This is a genomic window from Spirosoma panaciterrae DSM 21099 (assembly GCF_000374025.1).
In the GTDB taxonomy this organism is placed as follows: domain Bacteria; phylum Bacteroidota; class Bacteroidia; order Cytophagales; family Spirosomataceae; genus Spirosoma; species Spirosoma panaciterrae.
Window position 1 is genome coordinate 1 of record NZ_KB893178.1, and the last position, 17,578, is coordinate 17,578.

20 protein-coding genes are annotated in these 17,578 nt (G+C 48.2%); 4 read left to right on the plus strand and 16 right to left on the minus strand.

Annotation, left to right across the window (positions count from 1 at the left end):
* The coding region (locus tag B153_RS0109415) for a transposase (protein ID WP_020596449.1) at positions 1-222 on the minus strand (222 nt) is incomplete at its 3' end.
* A gap of 48 nt (positions 223-270) precedes the next feature.
* Positions 271-1,047 (minus strand): hypothetical protein, encoded by a 777-nt coding sequence (locus B153_RS0109420; protein ID WP_020596450.1) that lies wholly within the window; start codon positions 1,045-1,047, stop codon positions 271-273.
* 119 nt (positions 1,048-1,166) lie between these two features.
* On the opposite strand from B153_RS0109420, the gene B153_RS0109425 reads away from it, so the two are divergent.
* Positions 1,167-1,625 (plus strand): anthrone oxygenase family protein, encoded by a 459-nt coding sequence (locus B153_RS0109425; protein WP_020596451.1) that lies wholly within the window; start codon positions 1,167-1,169, stop codon positions 1,623-1,625.
* A 134-nt stretch (positions 1,626-1,759) separates the two neighbouring features.
* Here B153_RS0109425 and B153_RS0109430 read toward each other — a convergent pair whose 3' ends face one another.
* Positions 1,760-2,518 (minus strand): metallophosphoesterase family protein, encoded by a 759-nt coding sequence (locus B153_RS0109430; protein ID WP_020596452.1) that lies wholly within the window; start codon positions 2,516-2,518, stop codon positions 1,760-1,762.
* Positions 2,519-2,954: 436 nt separating this feature from the next.
* Positions 2,955-3,338: a winged helix-turn-helix transcriptional regulator gene (locus tag B153_RS0109435; protein WP_020596453.1), complete on the minus strand. Its 384-nt coding sequence runs from the start codon at positions 3,336-3,338 to the stop codon at positions 2,955-2,957.
* Positions 3,339-3,441: 103 nt separating this feature from the next.
* Between B153_RS0109435 and B153_RS0109440 the strand changes: the two genes are divergently transcribed.
* Positions 3,442-3,645, plus strand: coding sequence for an SDR family NAD(P)-dependent oxidoreductase (locus tag B153_RS0109440; RefSeq protein ID WP_026262024.1), 204 nt, complete (start codon positions 3,442-3,444; stop codon positions 3,643-3,645).
* Positions 3,646-3,859: 214 nt separating this feature from the next.
* A complete protein-coding gene (locus B153_RS0109445; RefSeq protein WP_020596454.1) occupies positions 3,860-5,494 on the plus strand; it encodes a S41 family peptidase in 1,635 nt (544 codons plus the stop codon).
* A gap of 176 nt (positions 5,495-5,670) precedes the next feature.
* Here the strand turns inward: B153_RS0109445 and B153_RS0109450 are convergent, their stop codons facing one another.
* From B153_RS0109450 to B153_RS0109460, 3 genes are all read right to left on the minus strand, one after another.
* A complete protein-coding gene (locus B153_RS0109450) occupies positions 5,671-6,600 on the minus strand; it encodes a hypothetical protein (RefSeq protein WP_020596455.1) in 930 nt (309 codons plus the stop codon).
* Between the two features lie 107 nt (positions 6,601-6,707).
* A complete protein-coding gene (locus tag B153_RS0109455; protein WP_020596456.1) occupies positions 6,708-7,031 on the minus strand; it encodes a nuclear transport factor 2 family protein in 324 nt (107 codons plus the stop codon).
* A gap of 61 nt (positions 7,032-7,092) precedes the next feature.
* Positions 7,093-7,881, minus strand: coding sequence for an SDR family oxidoreductase (locus B153_RS0109460; RefSeq protein WP_020596457.1), 789 nt, complete (start codon positions 7,879-7,881; stop codon positions 7,093-7,095).
* Between the two features lie 128 nt (positions 7,882-8,009).
* Here B153_RS0109460 and B153_RS0109465 point away from each other — a divergent pair, with 128 nt between their 5' ends.
* Positions 8,010-8,399, plus strand: coding sequence for a winged helix-turn-helix transcriptional regulator (locus tag B153_RS0109465; RefSeq protein WP_026262025.1), 390 nt, complete (start codon positions 8,010-8,012; stop codon positions 8,397-8,399).
* 62 nt (positions 8,400-8,461) lie between these two features.
* On the opposite strand, the gene B153_RS36575 is transcribed toward B153_RS0109465, so the two are convergent.
* The 9 genes from B153_RS36575 to B153_RS0109510 all read right to left on the minus strand — a co-directional run bounded on the left by B153_RS36575 (position 8,462) and on the right by B153_RS0109510 (position 17,554).
* Positions 8,462-8,872 (minus strand): alpha/beta fold hydrolase, encoded by a 411-nt coding sequence (locus B153_RS36575; RefSeq protein ID WP_020596459.1) that lies wholly within the window; start codon positions 8,870-8,872, stop codon positions 8,462-8,464.
* 76 nt (positions 8,873-8,948) lie between these two features.
* On the minus strand, positions 8,949-9,533 hold the full coding sequence (locus B153_RS34925; RefSeq protein ID WP_026262026.1) for an alpha/beta fold hydrolase: 585 nt from the start codon (positions 9,531-9,533) through the stop codon (positions 8,949-8,951).
* A 409-nt stretch (positions 9,534-9,942) separates the two neighbouring features.
* Positions 9,943-11,121 carry an acetyl-CoA C-acyltransferase gene (locus tag B153_RS0109480; RefSeq protein ID WP_020596460.1) on the minus strand — a complete coding sequence of 393 codons (1,179 nt, stop codon included), beginning with the start codon at positions 11,119-11,121 and terminating at the stop codon, positions 9,943-9,945.
* 223 nt (positions 11,122-11,344) lie between these two features.
* On the minus strand, positions 11,345-12,184 hold the full coding sequence (locus B153_RS0109485; protein ID WP_245564858.1) for a CE1 family esterase: 840 nt from the start codon (positions 12,182-12,184) through the stop codon (positions 11,345-11,347).
* A gap of 174 nt (positions 12,185-12,358) precedes the next feature.
* Positions 12,359-12,913, minus strand: coding sequence for an NADH-quinone oxidoreductase subunit J family protein (locus B153_RS0109490; RefSeq protein ID WP_020596462.1), 555 nt, complete (start codon positions 12,911-12,913; stop codon positions 12,359-12,361).
* A gap of 97 nt (positions 12,914-13,010) precedes the next feature.
* Positions 13,011-13,577 carry a NuoI/complex I 23 kDa subunit family protein gene (locus tag B153_RS0109495; RefSeq protein ID WP_020596463.1) on the minus strand — a complete coding sequence of 189 codons (567 nt, stop codon included), beginning with the start codon at positions 13,575-13,577 and terminating at the stop codon, positions 13,011-13,013.
* A gap of 70 nt (positions 13,578-13,647) precedes the next feature.
* On the minus strand, positions 13,648-14,817 hold the full coding sequence (gene nuoH, locus B153_RS0109500; RefSeq protein WP_020596464.1) for an NADH-quinone oxidoreductase subunit NuoH: 1,170 nt from the start codon (positions 14,815-14,817) through the stop codon (positions 13,648-13,650).
* Positions 14,818-14,896: 79 nt separating this feature from the next.
* Positions 14,897-15,988 carry an NADH-quinone oxidoreductase subunit G gene (locus tag B153_RS0109505; protein ID WP_020596465.1) on the minus strand — a complete coding sequence of 364 codons (1,092 nt, stop codon included), beginning with the start codon at positions 15,986-15,988 and terminating at the stop codon, positions 14,897-14,899.
* 42 nt (positions 15,989-16,030) lie between these two features.
* Complete coding sequence (locus tag B153_RS0109510; RefSeq protein WP_020596466.1) at positions 16,031-17,554, minus strand: hypothetical protein; 1,524 nt, start codon at positions 17,552-17,554, stop codon at positions 16,031-16,033.
* Between the last annotated feature and the right edge of the window lie 24 nt (positions 17,555-17,578).

Here is a 17,578-nt window from a genome sequence, read left to right on the forward strand (position 1 = left end):
TTCAAAGTAGTCGGCCTTTTTCCACTGGTCAAAATAATAGTATACGGCTTGCCAGTGCGGAAAGCTAGGCGGCAGGTTTCGCCATTGACAGCCGGTGCGTAACATCCAGAAGATGGCATCCATGACGGCACGTAATTGGTGTTTACGCTTGCGTTGAAGGTTAAAAAAAGGCGAAATTGCTGCCCACTGGTAGTCGGTCAGTGGTTGCCACTGCTTAGTCATTACTTTGTTTCTTGGTCGATACAAAGTTGACTCGACTACCAGTCCTTATCAATTCCCCAACAAGCTCTTACTTTCGCTCATGCTCGCCATCGAGGCCAGTTGAGGGATGCCTGGGGCTTGACGTAAATCCTTGATCAACTCATCCCGTACCATAAATAGCCGATTCCCTTCATCCTCCCGAAGCGGATAAACCAGTTTGGTCTCCCGCTGTAGCAGCTCACGTATGAACTGATAGACCAACTCCTGACCTTTTATAGTTACATAAAAAGCCAATAATGGGTCCGTCTCAGGGCGGGTCAGCAGATCACGGGCAATTTGTTGAACAGCGAATGATCCCATTTCTTCATACAGGTAAGACTGACGACCACCCAGCAGCGTCTGCACCAAAGGTTGCTCGACCTGCGGCCCCAGAAGTTGGCCCAGCAGCTCAGCGTTGATACCGACGATGATGGTGTGAATAGGCGTACCGGCGGGGAAAAAGAGGGCTAAATCCAGATCGCTCGAGCTTACCTGCACCGCTGGCAGCAGTCGACTTGCCAATAGGTGAGCAGGTTGAGCGGATAGAGGCACCAAATTGCGAAAACTAAACGTAATCATCGGCTGATTGCCTGCTTCAGGCTGACGTCGTAGCTCCACATCCCGGCTGAGCGTGTAGCGGTGTACCATCACAAACAGCAACGGACTCAGCGTGAATCGTCGGATGGTCCCCATCCCCAAAGCGGAAGGAAACGCCATCTCCATCGAGTCGGTGTTAGTAGCTTGTCCATCGCCTGATAGCACCTCAATCCGACCGACTGATCCCGAGGTATCAATCTTTAATTGCATTTGACTGATTACGACTATTTATTGGCTAAACGTAGGTATTTTCTCTAATGAATGAGCAAGACCTTTGTCAAATTGAGACGAAACAACTAATAAACTGCGGTTCTTAACCAATAATTGCCATGATCCTTAAGTGCGTTGAACTCCTCAATGTAGTCCTGTCGGCTTTAGTAGGCGGTATGTACTGGGGACCTTATCTGGCGCTGAGCCGCTCGTTAAACACCTTTGAGCCGGACGTGTTTCTGAGCATCGCCCACCGGCTCAACCAGAACATGGCAGGCCTGATGACTTACTTGACCCCGCTGGGTCTACTCTCTACCCTGCCCACCCTATACCTGTCGTTCGGTAGCCAGGTGCTTACTTTCTGGCTCACGCTAGCAGGTTTGGTCTGCTTCCTGACGGCGCTGCTGGTCACGGTACAAATTGAGGTACCTATCGTGAGGCAGATTGTCAGTTGGGCCCCGTCAGCTCTACCCACAAATTGGAAACATCTGCGCGACCGGTGGATGCGCTTTCACTGGATTCGAGTACTAGGGGGACTGGTTGGGTTAACCTGCTTGGCTGCCGGTGCCATTTTCTAGTCAACCAATCCCACATTTCCCCACTTCTGGTATGCTGCGGAGTAGTTGACAATTATTACCCCCCGACTATTGAGGCATTACAACAAGACTCTTTCGTCTCAGTTGGGAGGGTTTACCGAGATTAAGTTAAACCTTTATAACCGAGCGGCAATTGAAGGTGCCTCGCTGGATCTCTTTAACAGGAAATCAGCATAGAAATTTGGGATATCGCTTTGATAAATGGCCAAGGCAACGGCTTCGATAGGATAACTCACTTTGATGATTTCAGCCGAAATGGCGGCCCCAGTTAGGGTCAACAAGCAGTAACTCGCTTTCCGATCGGCTTCCTTACTGCGTCCCACCGAGCCGCAGTTAATGAGGAGCATACTGGACTTTTTGATGTAGGATACATGGGTATGGCCCATCAACAATACATCGACCTTGCGCCCAGCAAGCCTACTCAACAGATCGGCCTCCGGGTGGGATTCGTAAATATATTCATCGTTGCGATTTGGGCTGGCATGTACCAACAGCAGGCGATGAATACGCCCTTCTACTTGAAGGATTAATTCCAGTTGGTAGGGCAATTGAGACAGCCAACGCTTATTTTCAACCGTGATTGTCCTTTTCGAGTAAGTAATGGCTTGGATTCGATTCCTGGTTTCTGCCGCGTCGTGATGAGCTAACGGATAAATAGCCTGATCGAAGGCAATACGTTCGTCATGATTTCCCAGTAAGCAGGGGATACGGGTATTGCGAAAGAATTGGATAACCTCATTTGGCCAGGGTGCGAAATCAACCAGGTCACCCAGACAATAGATCTGCTCAATCTGCCGGGCCTCAATGTCCTTAATTACTTCTTGAAGGGCAGGCAGATTAGCGTGGATGTCGCTAATAATGGCGATTTGTACCATGTGTTCGAGGGCTAAAATGGATGCAGATAGGCAGAAAGCTCTGCCTATCTGCAATAATCCAGCAAAACTAGTTCCTACCAGCTAGTATAGGATGGCACAAATCAAGCCTACTATGGCGTACATCAACGTTGCTGCCTAGCATCGCCAGAATGGCCCGAATAATGTATACACAAATCTCTTTTCGTCTCGCTTGGGAGAGTATTTTGAGACTATAAACTTGGTGATCTATAATCAGGGGCAATCAGCCTGGCTTGTAGAGCAGTACACGCCCATTGACTTGTTGTTAATTGGCTGCCACCTTATCACCCCACCAACTTCAGCCCTAGTCAAGCCGGTAGCCCACATCGCCCACCAAAGGGACACATCCGTGCGACAGGCTGTATACCATGTTGATTTATGGAGCCAACCTAACAATTAGATGGGTTCATGGTAAGCTCTAGTCATGGCAAACTTCCCCTTTGAAAGTTGCTTTTACTTTTATCCGGTGATGTTGCCCCCAATCAGCCATGGCCCACAGGATAGGCCGCAAGCTCTGACCATAAGCGGTAAGCGCGTATTCCACCGTGACCGGTTTGGTTGGTTGCACCGTGCGACTAATTAAGCCGTTGATCTCCAGCTCTTGTAACTCCTTGGACAGCATTTTAGAGCCAATCCCGTTTACTTCCCGCATTAAGTCCATGAACCGTTTTTCGCCGAAGCTCAAGCACCCAATGATGGTGATTTTCCATTTGCCGCTTAAAATATCCATCGTATCATGGATGGCCTTGAGCTGGCTGGGACACTGCAGCGGCTTTTGATCAATAAATACTTTCTTGTTCATCCGTTTTGGCGCAACGTAGTTTCTCGAAGGAAACTACTTTCTAAAGGGAAACCCATATCCAGGGTAAAGTTCGTTCATCTAGCTTTGTCAAAAAAGAGAACTCATGAAAATAGATTTGACCAAGAAGGTGGCCATCGTTACCGGCAGCTCAAAGGGGATTGGCGCTGCCATAGCCGAGCAACTTGCCGCCTGTGGCGCGATTGTCATTGTTACCTTTCATTCGGCGCCAAGCGATGCAGAAGCCGTGGTTAATGCCATCCGGCAGACCGGCCATTGCCCTTCAGGCCGATATGGCCCGCCATTGTAAGACACAGCTACATGGACCTCTCTTGGTCTCAAGGGGAGCATTTTATGAGAACAAGTATCTCACAATAATAGGCTATCTCAAAGCTGAACAGCGCTCAAACAACTGCTATTGTGGGGACACCAAATATAATTCCATTTAACATACTTTAACCCCTCTTGCCTAGCGTTAACAAGTCACTGTTCATAAGTTTGAGCCCATAGACAAACCCCAGCCTATGCGGTATCTTCTCGCCCTGCTTCTCCTCTCATCAACCGCACTTTCTCAATCTGTAACGCAGACCCAGACCTTGGTGACCATCGGGAAAGTATGGGGATTTCTCAAATACTACCACCCTCAGCTAGCGACCGGAAAAGTCGATTGGGATGGCCAGCTCATTCAACTCATCGATGAATCCCCTGCCATACACTCTAAAGCTGACTTGTCCGCCCGAATCCTGAACTGGATTGACAAACTAGGCCCGGTCGAACCTTGTTCGCGCTGTTCACTGCCCGACTCCACTTGCTTTAGCCAAAACTTAGACTTAAGCTGGCTGGCCGATTCGGCCCTGTTTAGCCCAGCACTGCGCCAGCGACTAACCTTTATTGCCGCCAATCCAAACCAGCACCCCAATCACTATGTCCGCTGGGACCCCTTCCGCAACCGATTAGCCTTCTCTGAAGCGAAGTACGCCACCATGGCCTTGCCTAGCGTATCATACCGGTTGTTGGGGCTGTTTCGCTACTGGAACATCATTGAATATTTCCATCCCACCAAGTACGCCATGGCTCAACCCTGGCATCAGGTGTTGACCCAGTTTGTCCCCCGTTTCCAACAGGCTACCGATACACTAAGCTATCAACACGTCTTGCAACAGCTAATTAGCGCGATCCATGACGGCCATGCCGAGCTGGTCATCCCCCCAGCGTATCGGCTTCCCTGGACCAAACCCTTTCTGTTTCCTCCCTTTGATTACCGGCTGCTGAATGACTCGCTGCTGGTGACGGGCTATCTCAATGACTCGCTAAGCCGACTTGATGATATTCGCCGGGGGGACCGCCTGATCCGCATTGGGGATAGCTTAGTGACTGAACTCATCGATCAGCGAGCGCCGAATTATTCAGGCTCGAATCGGTCGGCGCTGATTCGGCAGATCTTGCCGGTTCTGCTCACTGGCTCACAGCCCGTAGTCCAGATTGATCTGATCCGTGATGGGCAGCGATTACGAAAAACGGTGCATCGCTACCGGTTCGAGCGGTTTGGCTACCGCCCCCCGTTGTCTGTCCATGCTAAAACTATCCCCTCGACCATTGGCTATATTGACTTAGGTACGCTCCAGGTGAGTGAGGTCAAGCAGGTCATGGAGCAATACCGAAATCGACAAGGGATCATTTTTGATGTGCGGTCCTATCCCAAAGGGACTTTTCAGCGAATTTGTGACTATCTAAATCCAGTACCCAAGGGGTTTGCACTATATACCAAACCCGATCTATCTTCTCCAGGACTGTTTAGGTGGAGCGAAGTACAATACGTTGGGCGGAACAACGCGGATTACTATCGGGGTAAAGTTGCCATTCTGTGTGACAGTCGTACACAAAGTGCAGCGGAATCGACGTGCATGGCTTTACGAACGGCTCCACAGGCCAAGATTATCGGTACTCAATCGGCGGGTGCTAACGGGGATGTGAGCCATGTGGTTTTCCCAGGTGGTTATCAAACCCGCTTTAGTGGCCGGGGTGTTTACACGCTGAATGGGCAGTTAATTCTGGGTCCCGGTGTCCCCATAGATATAGACGCAACCCCCAGTGCTGCTGACTATTTATTGGGCGCGGATCGAACCTTACAAGCGGCTATCGATTGGATCGGTCAGTAAGGGGTCCTTGTCAAGCCGGCCTTGATGCGGTTAGGGTTAGTTTCTAGGCAGCAATTTGTCATCTCTCAGCCTTCTCATACGGGAGGGTTTAATTGAGACTATACACCCTCAACTTGACGGCCCAGAACTAGGACCACTCGGATGCATACCCATCGCTAACCACCACGCATTGATCCTTAATTTGCGTAGAAAACCGAGAGCTGCTTCAATCGCTGGTTAACAAGCGCATTCTTCATAGGCTCGAACCTGGCCAGTTCGACTTGGTCTTTGGTGACGACCACATAAAAGGGCTGGTTTAACTGAGTTGTGAGGTGGTAGATCGTGGCCAGCTCCGCGATATCCTCCGACCAGGCCGCCATCGCATACAAAGAAGGGTAGGGGGTCTGGCTAAGCTTTCTATACACGGCCGGAGCCACGCTGATCGACAGCAGCTTGCCGCTCCGAAAGCGGGTCTTTTCCAGCAGTGAATCCAAATAGGTATCGTCGGGCACATTCATCTTGCGCCAGACACCTCTGGTGAAGCGTGTCGGTTTAACCACGGACTGTGCTTCGACAACATGCGGGGTGATGTTCAGCACAGCATCGACGATGTGCGTTGCCTCGTGCATGAGCACGTACAGGATGGCATCCAGATTGCCCCCTTCGACGCGTACGCTATACCTGACATTCCCTACCGGCTCGAAGCAGGTATTTTCTTTCCAGGTTGCCCATTCCGAGATCGTCTCATCCAGCAAGCCCGCCCGAAAGGTGATATTGAACATGTTAGGCCCGTTACCTGAGTCGAGTAACGAGGTTAAGGCCGTATTGGGCATATTGTCCATAAAGCTGATGCTTTGCAAATGCGCTGTCAATAGGCGCTGATGTAACGGCGGTAACCTTTCAAACGCATGCCGTACCTTTTCTTTTTGACCTGGTGTCAACACTCGATTGACAGGCTGCATGCCGGCATCGCGGAACATGCTGAATACACTCTCGGGTGCGATTTGAATGCGTTGATACAACTGCCTTGTATCAATGGAGTCCTGCTTCTGCGCCCATCCAGCCGATGAGAAAAATAGGATTAGCCAAACGGAAATGGATAAGGAAAATCGGCGGCTTACATTCATGTCGACTCGTTTAGGGTTGAGGGTTAATGAATTGCAGGAATAAACTCAGGAATACCCATAAACCTACATTCCTGAGTTTATTCCTACGAATCTAATGCGTTGGATGTTTAGCTAGTGAAGCGTAATGAGCTGATCAATGAATCGTCCAGCTCAAGGTGGTAGTGCATCACCGCCGGGCTTCCCGGAAATGTTCCAGTTACCTCCACGGTCAGTATGGCCGATGTACCCGTTTGCTGATAATCAATCGGTTTGGTCTGCATTTGATACACTTCAGCCGCCTGCTGTATCCATTGCCCGATTTCGGCTCTGCCCGAATAGGTATGTCCTTCATCGGAAACGGTGGCGCTGGCCGTAAAATAGTGCGTAAATGCCGTGCTGTCCTGTTGGTTTTGTGCCTGCACAAGCCCTTCGATAATGGCTGGTAGTTTCATCGTTGTGTTTTTTCGATCTGATTTACTGTGGTTGTTTCCATGAACGGGTCGTTAGTCATTTCTAAATCGTAGGAATTGTCCCTCCGTCAATGACATATTCTGTCCCTGTGAGGTAACTTGCTCTTGGCGAAACCAAAAAGCCGACCAATTCTGCAACTTCTTCGGGTTCTGCCGGTCTTCCGAATGGTATTCCACCCAAGGCATCCATAACACGTTGTTGCGCTTCTTTTACCGTACTATTCGCGTTTCTTGCCAGTTCGCCCAGCCAGGCTTCCGATGCTGTCGTATTGATCCAGCCTGGCGAAACAGTCAGCACCCGAACCCCCTTAGGGGCAACTTCATTGGATAAACTTTTACTGTAGTTTCTCAATCCTGCTTTTGCCGCTGCGTAAGGCAACGTTGAATCGTACAAAGGGAGCTTACCCTGTATGGAGGCTATGTGAATGATAACACCACTTTTTCGATCGACCATTTTTGGTAAAAACCCTCTGTCTAATCGAACAGGAGCAAGCAAATTAGCTTGTAGGGTTGATTCCCAATCTTCATCAGATAACACGTTAAAACCACCAGCGGGTGTTACTGAAGAACCAAGATTGTTCACGAGAATATCCAGTCTCCCATAGGTTGATAGCACCTCGCTTATCACCTTTTGTGCTCCTTCTGCCTTACTTAAATCGGAGGAAATGAAATGCAACTTGTCGTTTTCTTTTTCCGGCTTATTTCTGGCGGTAATGATCACGGTTGCTCCTGCTTTCAACAGGCGATCGGCGATTGCTTTGCCTGTACCTTTCGTGCCTCCCGTTACCAGCGCGATCTTACCAGCCAGTTCGTTTTCAAAATTAAAGTCCATACTGTAGCTCGTTTGTTTAGGACAAAATTCGGCAGTACGGTAGGGGCTCACAAGTAGGGACTTACGATTCAGATAGGGATAAATTTATCCCTATTGAAGCGGGCGATGCCTGTGATTATCTTTGCCGTATGTACGAACGAAAGACAATGCCTGAGCTAAACTGCGGGCTCGACCTGATCGGTGAGGTGCTATACGGGAAATGGAAGATACGCCTTATATGGTTTATCCACCAGGGGTTCCAGCGTCCCAGCGAGTTGCAACGGAAAATTCCGGGTGCTTCCCGCCGGGTACTAAATGTGCAGTTGAAGGAACTGGAAAATCACGAGTTGGTGGGTAAGGTTATTTATCCGGTACTTCCACCGAAAGTTGACTACTATCTTACCGACTTTGGCAAATCACTCATTCCCATTATTGGTGCGATTGGCCAGTGGGGTGACCAGCATGAGGAGCGGCTGCGGACGCTTATTGTAAAGAACATGCACTCTCCGCTAACCTCAGCACACGAAATGGCCGAATAATGAGGCCCCCTATGCATCTTGCTTCGTCTCATTTAGGAGCGTTTAGCGAGATAAGCAATAGCCTACTTTTTACCAGAAGTGCTTACGGTGTCTGACTTAGCTCCCAATAATTTCTCTCTCAGTAAGGCATGAAACTTTTGGGGTTCCTCAAAGCAGAGGTAATGAGCCGACTCTTCGAACCAAATCACTTCTTTCACTGGCGCTTGCAACGATGCGCCATAGTCGGCTATCACGATTGAAGGCAGGTGATTGTCATAACGACCTAAACAAAAATAAACCGGCACGTTGACTACGGGGATTTGGTGTTTCAAATCAATCGTGGGACAGATAGCATGATCCATCGGCGAATTTAAACGAGCGATCTTCTTAGTTTTTAGGTAATCAAATAAAGTATATTCCTTGGACCGCCACAGGATTCGATAAAATGTTCCGCCAAGGTCCTGGTGATAGTCACCCCCATATTTTTGCACCAAGTTTCGTTCCTATATGGTAGCTTCAAATCCCCTTTGTAGACTCCATGAACCGGTGGTCCGATTCGCTTTAAGGTGGTTAAAGCAGCGGTATCCCCTCGTTGTTGAGCCTGATTAAGGGTGAACTCATAGGATACCTGTTCGCTACGCGGGCCGTCGGTGATGGGGAAACCGCTACAAAGGCCGCGTAATCGGTAGGATACCTGTTAATGACGTGTAAGCCCAGAAAACCGCCCCATGAATGCCCCACCAGAAATAGTTTATCTTGCTTAAAGTGCTTCTTTAGCCAAGAAGTCAATTCATGAGTATCGCTGATAAATTGATCCAGTGTCATACTGGCTGGTGCTATACGCGAAGAATACGACTTTCCCGATCCCCGTTGATCCCAGTAGACGACTACAAACTGCTCTTCTAAGGCGGCACTATGATGCATATACAGGAGCATAGCTACGTTACCGGGTCCTCCATGCAACCACAACAAGATGGGCTTCGCTCGATCTACTCCCCGTATGGTGAGAAACTGTTTACTGCCATTAATTTTTAGTCGCCGGATTTCGGCAATGCTATTGGGTAGCTTTTTGCCATCGCTGGTTTTAAAGGATCGGGTAGTGCTACAAGCAGCACAGAGAATGATCAACAAAAAGTAAAAAGTTTTCCTCATCATAGCTGTAACCTGGTGAACTAGTAAAGCGAAGATGCGAAAAACAATACTTTGGTTGCGTACTAGTTGACTTAGTGAAAGACAAGCGTTCTAGCCTAAAGAACCACCTTTTGGTTAGGAAACATAGCACAAGTCGAGTCCATCTTACTAAACGCCCTATTAATAAGATGAGGACAGTTATAGTCTAGACAAATTCTTTTTTATGTAGTGAAGTCTCATAAAGCCATCTTGTGAATCAAACCGCATCGGCGGACCGTCCAAAATCTCACATTTTAGCTGAGTTTATGACCGAGCCGCCGTAGCGGACTGATTTTTCTTCCAGATGACGAATCTGCCGTTTTTTAGATTTGCCCAAAAGTAGGTTTATAAAACCTCCCGGAAATTTGGACTTTTCGGGAGGTAAAAACACGCGTTAATTTAGGCGTTCGAAGATACCAGCTACACCCTGGCCACCCCCTACGCAGGCAGACACCATCCCGTATTTCTGCTCACGACGACGCATTTCATTGAGCAGTTGTACCGATAGCCGGGCACCTGTTGAACCAAGAGCATGGCCGAGGGCAATGGCACCACCATTTGGATTGATTTTACTGCGGTCGAGGCCCAGTTCCTGAACCACAGCCAATGCCTGAGCCGCAAAAGCTTCATTCAGTTCGATCTGCTCAATATCGTCTTGTTTCAACCCCGCTTTTTTTAGGGCGATAGGAATCGCGGCTACCGGACCAATGCCCATAATTTTGGGTTCGACACCGGCTGTGGCATAGGATACCATTCGGGCAATCGGCTTCAGATTGAGCTCATTCACCAGTTTTTCCGACATGACGATAACGAAAGCGGCACCATCGGATGTTTGCGACGAGTTACCAGCTGTTACCGAGCCACCGGCGGCAAATACAGGTTTTAGTTTAGCCAATCCTTCGGCGCTGGTGTCTTTACGCGGACCTTCGTCCTGCGCAACGGTCCATTCACGGGTTTTCTTTTTCCCACTTTCAGCATCGAAGTAGGTTTCAGCAACGTTAATTGGAACAATTTCGTCGGCAAATTTCCCGTCTTTCTGGGCTGCCAGCGCTTTCATATGTGACTCAAGGGCAAATTCGTCCTGAGCATCACGGCTTATTTTAAACTGCTGGGCTACCTGTTCAGCCGTGAGGCCCATGCCGATGTAATAATCCGGATGCGCTTTGGCAATTTCATAGTTCAATGCTGTTTTCCAGCCCATCACAGGTACCAATGACATGGATTCGGTACCACCCGCAATGATACAGTCTGCAAGACCGGCATGGATTTTCGCTGAGGCAATTGCAATCGCTTCCAAACCTGATCCGCAATAACGATTTATGGTCATTCCAGGAACGCTCTGGGGCAGCGATAGTAAAGCAATATATCGGGCAATCTGCATTCCCTGTTCCGCTTCGGGAACAGCATTACCCACAATCAGATCTTCTACCCGAGCAGGGTCAAGATTGGGGACCTGGCTAATTAAATGCTTGATCACTTCAGCCGCCATATCGTCGGGGCGGGTAAAGCGGAGACCTCCGCGTGGGGCTTTACCGACAGCGGTACGGTACCCGGCTACAATGTATGCATCCATATTCGTTCTATTGATTACTGGCTTAGCAGAAACATCACTGTAATAACCAATTTTACGTTGTAATCATTACAGTGGCTGGTAAATTATTATGCAAGCATACTATTTTTCTGGCAAATTCCAAAAACAGTAGATCAGAGAAGCATGTAGATCGACCGCCAGGGGTTGATGGGCTAACCAAAGCAAATCTATGAGTAGGTAGAAAATTGGCACGGTTTATTGCCTATCAGGGGGTTATCTGCCGTTTGAAAAAGGCGAGGGCTTCCAGATACACATTGATGTCGTTGGGGTAATCGTGTTTACCGCCAATTACTTTTAACAAGGTCACTTCGGGCTTCCCCTTTGCTTTATAGGTGTATCGTTCAATCGTTTTGTGGTCGTTCGGGTCTGTGTCTGGCAGGAGTTCTTTTTTCGGTGAGCCCGTATAACCAGCCAGATCGGCCCAGTAGTGAAACGTCCGTTCGGTAGAGCGAACCAGCCCCAGACTTATGCCGCCTGTGATCACTTCACCCCCTTCATAAGGGTTCACCGTGTCGATAGTACCGTTGACGATCATGACAGGGATGGCCATCCGCTTCTCGGTGCAGTCGATATTGTTGGTATCGGGCAAGTTGGCGATCAAAGCCGTAATAGCTCGTAAACGTTCGGGCATAGTTAAGGCGAGTTTATAAGCCATGTGCCCGCCCCCCGACGTACCTACCGCAAAAACCTGTTTTGTATTGATCTGATAATTTTTATCGAAATACTGGATCATAGCTTCAAAAAAGGCATTTTCATTGATGTCTTCTTTATTGGCCAGCGTTTGAGCCGTTTTTCGGCACTCGTTCCAGTAGCGCTTATACCCATCGGGGTAAACGATCAATAAATTTTCAGCATCTTGCTGCTCTTCCAGTTTGACGGCTCCTTTTCGGTTTCCAAGACCATCACCACCCGAACCATGCAGGACAAAAATGAGCATAGCACCAGGTTTGGGAGCCTTTAAGAAATGGAAGGTTCGGTAATGCCCTTCGATCAATACTGAATCGGTCTGTACCTGTTTTTGAGCGAATGAAACCTGTATACTCATTATGAGTAAGAAAAATCCTATCCGTACCATGCCTTCTGTGTTTAGCCTATAAAGCAGCAACCCTACCGTTTCTTCTTATCGAACGATCTTGCATAAAAAAAGCCGCTCAAAAAGAGCGGCTAAAATCAGATCAATCAGGCAAATCGTATAAATCCTGCAGGGCCGCCTGGGCGGTCAGAAATGGCGGTCGCCCGCTTCGCGTTTGCCGAGCATCACAGCACCAACCATAGCTACCAGAAACAGGACAGAGGCTAGTTCGAAAGGTAGAATATAGTCGTTGTAGAGTAATCGTCCCAGATTTTCCACCAATCCTGTTTTAGAATCGAACGACATCTGGTTAACGGTTGGTATTTGTGCGCTCTTAGCCCGGAAAATAGTAATCAGCATAACCATCAGTAAACCACCAACGATCACCGAAGCCATTTTTGTCAGATTAGTTTTCGATTCTTCATCCTCTTTTCGAAGGTTCAGGAACATGATTGTAAACAGGAACAGGACCATGATAGCTCCTGCGTAAACAATGATGTTGACAGCCGCCAGGAACTGGGCGTTTAACAACACATAGTGGCCCGACAAACAGAAGAACGTAGCAATCAGCGCCAACACACTGTAGATTGGATTTCGGGCCGTTACAACGCCAATAGCGCAAAAAAGTGTAATGGCTGTTAAGGCCAGAAACAGGTAGCCGGTGGGCGTTAAGGTTTTAAAGAAGTCTAAAGTTTCAGTCATAGTTCTTAGGCAAGTAATGTCAAGTGTGGTCAAATGTTGTCAAGATTTGTCGACGTTTGACCACACTTGACTATTTCTGACTTAGTGCGATAGGTCACTACGTGGCTGCACGGGTCAAACTTGGCTCGGTTGGCGTAGCTTTTACTTCCGAATTGTTTACCCGAATGTAGCGATCATCCATTTTTTCAACCAGCCGATCTTTGCCGTAAATGACCTCATCACGCTCCTGGAAAACAGGTACCATACGGTCGTGACGGAGATAAACGGCTTGTTTGGGGCACGCTTCTTCGCATAAGCCGCAGAAGATGCAACGCAGCATATTTATTTCATAAACAGCAGCGTATTTTTCTTCACGGTAAAGGTTTTCTTCCCCTTTCTTACGTTCGGCAGCGACCATCGAGATGGCTTCGGCCGGACAGGCTACGGCGCAAAGGCCACAGGCTGTACACCGCTCACGGCCTTGTTCGTCGCGCTTCAGTACGTGATGGCCACGGTAGATAGGTCCCAGATAGCGTTTTACTTCTGGATACTGGATCGTGACCTTTTTGCGAAAAAAGTGGCGAAGCGTAATCGCCAATCCACCCACAACGGCAGGTAGATACATTTTCTCCGCCAGGGTCATCTCTTTATTACTGACCTGTTTAGAGCGATTTGTTAACTGCATGCTTTTCAGTTTTTCGGTTTTTAGTGTACAGTTGATTAAAGCAGCAAGCCGTACACGAAAACAGGTTAACTTAAACGGTTCCCTGTGCTATGGTTTCGCGCTTTGGTGCCCGACTGGTGGACGTGACTGCCAGCACAACCATGACAATGGCGATTAACCAGGTTGCGTACTTAAAATCGTATAGTAATCCTGCCCCGGTGATAACCACGTTGAGGATTGATAGTGGAATAAAGGTTTTCCAGCCTAGGTTCATCAACTGATCGTAGCGGAAACGGGGCAATGTCCACCGAACCCACATGAAAAAGAAAATGAAGAAGAAAATCTTGGCGAAGAAAACAACAAAACAAATAAGCGTTGCAATGTTATGGCCCGTTATAGCCCCCAGTGAATTTTCCAGGGCTTCATTGACCAGACTCATAAACGGATAATGGAAGCCGCCAAAGTAAAGCGCCGAGATAAATGCTGACGAGACAAACATGTTGATATACTCCGCAAACAGGTAGAACCCCAATTTCATGGAGCTATATTCGGTATGGTAACCACCTACAAGTTCAGTTTCGCACTCGGGCAAATCGAATGGGGTGCGGTTGCATTCAGCAAAAGCGCAGGTCAGGAAGATGACAAAACCGAGTGGCTGCGTAAAAATATTCCATTCGAAAAATGTAGCCTGTTCGTCGATGATGGCCCGAAGCGATAAGGAGCCTGTCATCATAAGAATAGTGATCAACGATAAGCCTAGCGCGATTTCGTAACTAATGTTCTGCGAAGCGGCCCGAATAGCACCCAGTAACGAAAACTTGTTGTTCGATGCCCAGCCACCGACCATAATGCCATACACGCCCAGCGATACTACCCCAAAAATGTACAGCACACCGATGTTGATTTCGATACCCTGAACGGGAACATCGTAATTGACCTTATCCCAGGCAAACCGAATGCTGTCGCTAAATGGAATGACAGCACTCGACATAAGCGCTGTCAGCATAGCCAGGCAGGGGCCCAGAATAAACAACCATTTACTAGCCTGCGAAGGAATAAAATCTTCTTTGAAGAACATTTTTCCTGCATCGGCGATGGGTTGCAACAGGCCCCATGGACCCGCACGGTTTGGACCTATACGATCTTGCAGGAAAGCGGCCACTTTCCGCTCGGCATAGGTAGAGTAGGTCGCAATGAGGAGCGTTATCCCAAAAATGACGAGAATAATCAGTCCTTTTACGGTTAATATGGTTAAGTCCATTTTTACTGGTTTCTGTTTTCGCTTCTATCGGTTGCTATTGGCTGTCGGCAACCGATAGAAGCGAATGAATTGATACTGATTAAGGTTCTGGTTCCAGAGCTGATGGGAGCACCTTCGCAAAGCGCTCTGGCGCCAGCTGTTGAATACCCAACTGTGAGGTGTCACGCTCGTCATCAATCGCTTTGTATTCGGCGGCAGCCAATCGCTGACCAAAGGATGGCTTGATTTCGTCGCGTCGGTACTTATTGGCTGAGATGACCGAGCTGCGCGAAATTTTCGTTGGCCCTTCAATGGTCCAGTCGCTGGTTTTCTTTTTGTCGAAGCGGCAGGTGTTGCAGATAAATTCCGTTACCTCATTCCACTCATTTTTCCGGGCCGTAACCCGAATCACGTCATCGCCCCGGTACCAGAGCGTTACTTTCCCTGAGCAGGTTGGACAGTCACGATGCGCATCGACGGGCTTGGTAAACCAAACCCGATTTTTGAACCGATACGTTTTATCGGTTAAGGCACCCACCGGGCAAACATCGATTACGTTTCCTGAGAAGTCGTTATCAATCGCTTTTTCGATGTAGGTACTGATTTCGGCAGCATCGCCCCGGCCCATAACTCCATGAACCCGCTTATTGGTAATTTGATCGGCCGTAAACACACAACGGTAGCAAAGAATGCAACGTGTCATGTGCAATTGGATGTAAGGACCAATATCGCGCTTTTCGAAAGTCCGCCGATCTTCTTCATACCGGGTCGTCTCGCGACCGTGATCGAAGGCGAAGTTTTGTAGATCGCACTCACCGGCCTGATCACACACAGGGCAATCGAGTGGGTGATTGAGCAACAAAAACTCAACAACACCTTTACGGGCTTCAACCACCTGTGGGCTGGTTTCGTTTTCAACGACCATGCCATCCTGCACGGTTGTCAGGCAGGAAGCAACTAATTTGGGCATGGGTCGGGGGTCTTTGGCCGACCCGGCTGCTACCCGAACCAGGCAAGCCCGGCATTTTCCACCACTTCCTTTTAGAGGCTGATAGTAGCACATAGCTGGGGGTGCTACCGCCGGGCCAATTTTACGGGCAGCCTGCAAGATAGTTGTGCCTGGCTCCACTTCGACCTCAATACCGTCTATTGTGACTTTCAGTAATTGCGGCTTTATTTCCTGTTCAGCCATAATCGTTCGCTAAGTTGACAAATTACCACATTTGATGCGGTATTAAATATGCTTAAAAATCTGGTAGCCACTTATTTCTTTCTGGAGCACATAATCTTTTGGATCAAATGTATACTCAAAAGCAAAATAATAAAGTGGTTGCTTTTTAGGCGCAATAATAAATTTAATAGAACCTTGTTTTACCAGATTTCCAAACTGGCTAAAATCGTGTTTTTTGCCAATATACAGAAACCGGATAATGTCGTCGGTATAGGCCAACTGATGCCGAAACAGCATTTGCTGAAGCAGCCAGCCCCGGTAATTATCACCCATGAGCGCTACAACATAATCCTGTTTGCCCAGTTGAGGCTCTACAAACGATTTTACGAGCGTCTCATCCCGATACTGCCGGGCATAATACCCATAATCCGTATTCAGATGATTGTCTAACTGTTGGCTGGCAAAGTAGAGCATGGTCATGCTTACCATTGCCGGAAACAGGTAGCGCCCTAAGCTGCCAGTTGGCATAAGCTGTATCTGATCACAAAAATACCAAAATATTATGAGTAAGCCTGTATACGCGAACTCATGATAATAGCCTACTGCGGCACCATGTTTGAACGCTGTGGCGGTAGCAAAGCCAAAAAAGAGCATAGCCGCCAGAGCAAGAAATTGCTGGCGACTATCCAGACTTGTAAACAGCCATTTTAAACTGATGAGCCATGCTACAGCAATCAATAAACTGGCGGCTGGAATTAGGTAGCGAAACGTGTATCCATAAAACCAGCCCGGTGAAAGCGGTAAAGTGACACTGATGAACAAGTTCTGAAAGAAAATGTCCATATGCCCTTCATCGCACAGCAACGTCAGGACCAGGAATAGCGCTGCCATGATTCCAATTGTACGAATCAGGATGAGCCATTGAGCCGTAATGAACAGAAATGCCAGAATTACAGCAATATGTATCATTCCGCTCTGCTTCACAAAAAAAGCAACAACGGCAATCAACGCAGCACTTATCCAATACCCATTCCAGATTGCTGGCTTTTTAAGTCCTTCCAACGCACAGTAAATCAGAGTTGTTGTGCAAAGGAAAAGTAAGCTGTCGACGCGGGAATTCGTTAAATGCCAATGTTGAAGAACACCAAAGACGAGGCAACAAAGGATTAGATTCTGTACTAGCCGGAGTTTCAACTGGCGCAGACCGGTTAGGAAAACCACCAGCATCGATACCATTACCAGGGCAAATGACACCATACGGCTCAGCAATTGGATACGAAACACCTGTGTGGGGTCCCAGCCAATGATCCGGTAAATAGTGCCAACGAGACGGTAATAGAGTGGTGCGTATTGCGTAACCCAGAAGGGCGGTACTTCCGGGTTATAATACAAGGGTCGGCCATCGGCCACTAACTGAATGCCGTAGGTTGTACTCCGCTCTGAACCCGAAATATCAGGCAGATAGCTTGTAGCAAATTTTACCTTCACGAAAAAAATAACAACCGTACAGGCCAGACAGAAAATCAGCGTAAGTAACCAGGTCTGGGCTTTCAGAAGGTTATATACGCTGACTAGAAAAAGCGGCATAATGACAGAGTAATGTGGATTGCA

Excerpts from the sequence above, each read along its gene's own strand:
- B153_RS0109495 (WP_020596463.1), bottom strand. The coding sequence starts at position 13,577 with ATGCAGTTAACAAATCGCTCTAAACAGGTCAGTAATAAAGAGATGACC.
- nuoH (WP_020596464.1), bottom strand. The coding sequence starts at position 14,817 with ATGGACTTAACCATATTAACCGTAAAAGGACTGATTATTCTCGTCATT.
- B153_RS0109510 (WP_020596466.1), bottom strand. The coding sequence starts at position 17,554 with ATGCCGCTTTTTCTAGTCAGCGTATATAACCTTCTGAAAGCCCAGACC.
- B153_RS34925 (WP_026262026.1), bottom strand. The coding sequence starts at position 9,533 with ATGATGAGGAAAACTTTTTACTTTTTGTTGATCATTCTCTGTGCTGCT.
- B153_RS0109435 (WP_020596453.1), bottom strand. The coding sequence starts at position 3,338 with ATGAACAAGAAAGTATTTATTGATCAAAAGCCGCTGCAGTGTCCCAGC.
- B153_RS0109505 (WP_020596465.1), bottom strand. The coding sequence starts at position 15,988 with ATGGCTGAACAGGAAATAAAGCCGCAATTACTGAAAGTCACAATAGAC.
- B153_RS0109490 (WP_020596462.1), bottom strand. The coding sequence starts at position 12,913 with ATGACTGAAACTTTAGACTTCTTTAAAACCTTAACGCCCACCGGCTAC.
- B153_RS0109440 (WP_026262024.1), top strand. The coding sequence starts at position 3,442 with ATGAAAATAGATTTGACCAAGAAGGTGGCCATCGTTACCGGCAGCTCA.
- B153_RS0109425 (WP_020596451.1), top strand. The coding sequence starts at position 1,167 with ATGATCCTTAAGTGCGTTGAACTCCTCAATGTAGTCCTGTCGGCTTTA.
- B153_RS0109420 (WP_020596450.1), bottom strand. The coding sequence starts at position 1,047 with ATGCAATTAAAGATTGATACCTCGGGATCAGTCGGTCGGATTGAGGTG.
- B153_RS0109480 (WP_020596460.1), bottom strand. The coding sequence starts at position 11,121 with ATGGATGCATACATTGTAGCCGGGTACCGTACCGCTGTCGGTAAAGCC.
- B153_RS0109455 (WP_020596456.1), bottom strand. The coding sequence starts at position 7,031 with ATGAAACTACCAGCCATTATCGAAGGGCTTGTGCAGGCACAAAACCAA.
- B153_RS0109430 (WP_020596452.1), bottom strand. The coding sequence starts at position 2,518 with ATGGTACAAATCGCCATTATTAGCGACATCCACGCTAATCTGCCTGCC.
- B153_RS0109450 (WP_020596455.1), bottom strand. The coding sequence starts at position 6,600 with ATGAATGTAAGCCGCCGATTTTCCTTATCCATTTCCGTTTGGCTAATC.
- B153_RS0109485 (WP_245564858.1), bottom strand. The coding sequence starts at position 12,184 with ATGAGTATACAGGTTTCATTCGCTCAAAAACAGGTACAGACCGATTCA.
- B153_RS0109465 (WP_026262025.1), top strand. The coding sequence starts at position 8,010 with ATGTACGAACGAAAGACAATGCCTGAGCTAAACTGCGGGCTCGACCTG.
- B153_RS0109445 (WP_020596454.1), top strand. The coding sequence starts at position 3,860 with ATGCGGTATCTTCTCGCCCTGCTTCTCCTCTCATCAACCGCACTTTCT.
- B153_RS0109460 (WP_020596457.1), bottom strand. The coding sequence starts at position 7,881 with ATGGACTTTAATTTTGAAAACGAACTGGCTGGTAAGATCGCGCTGGTA.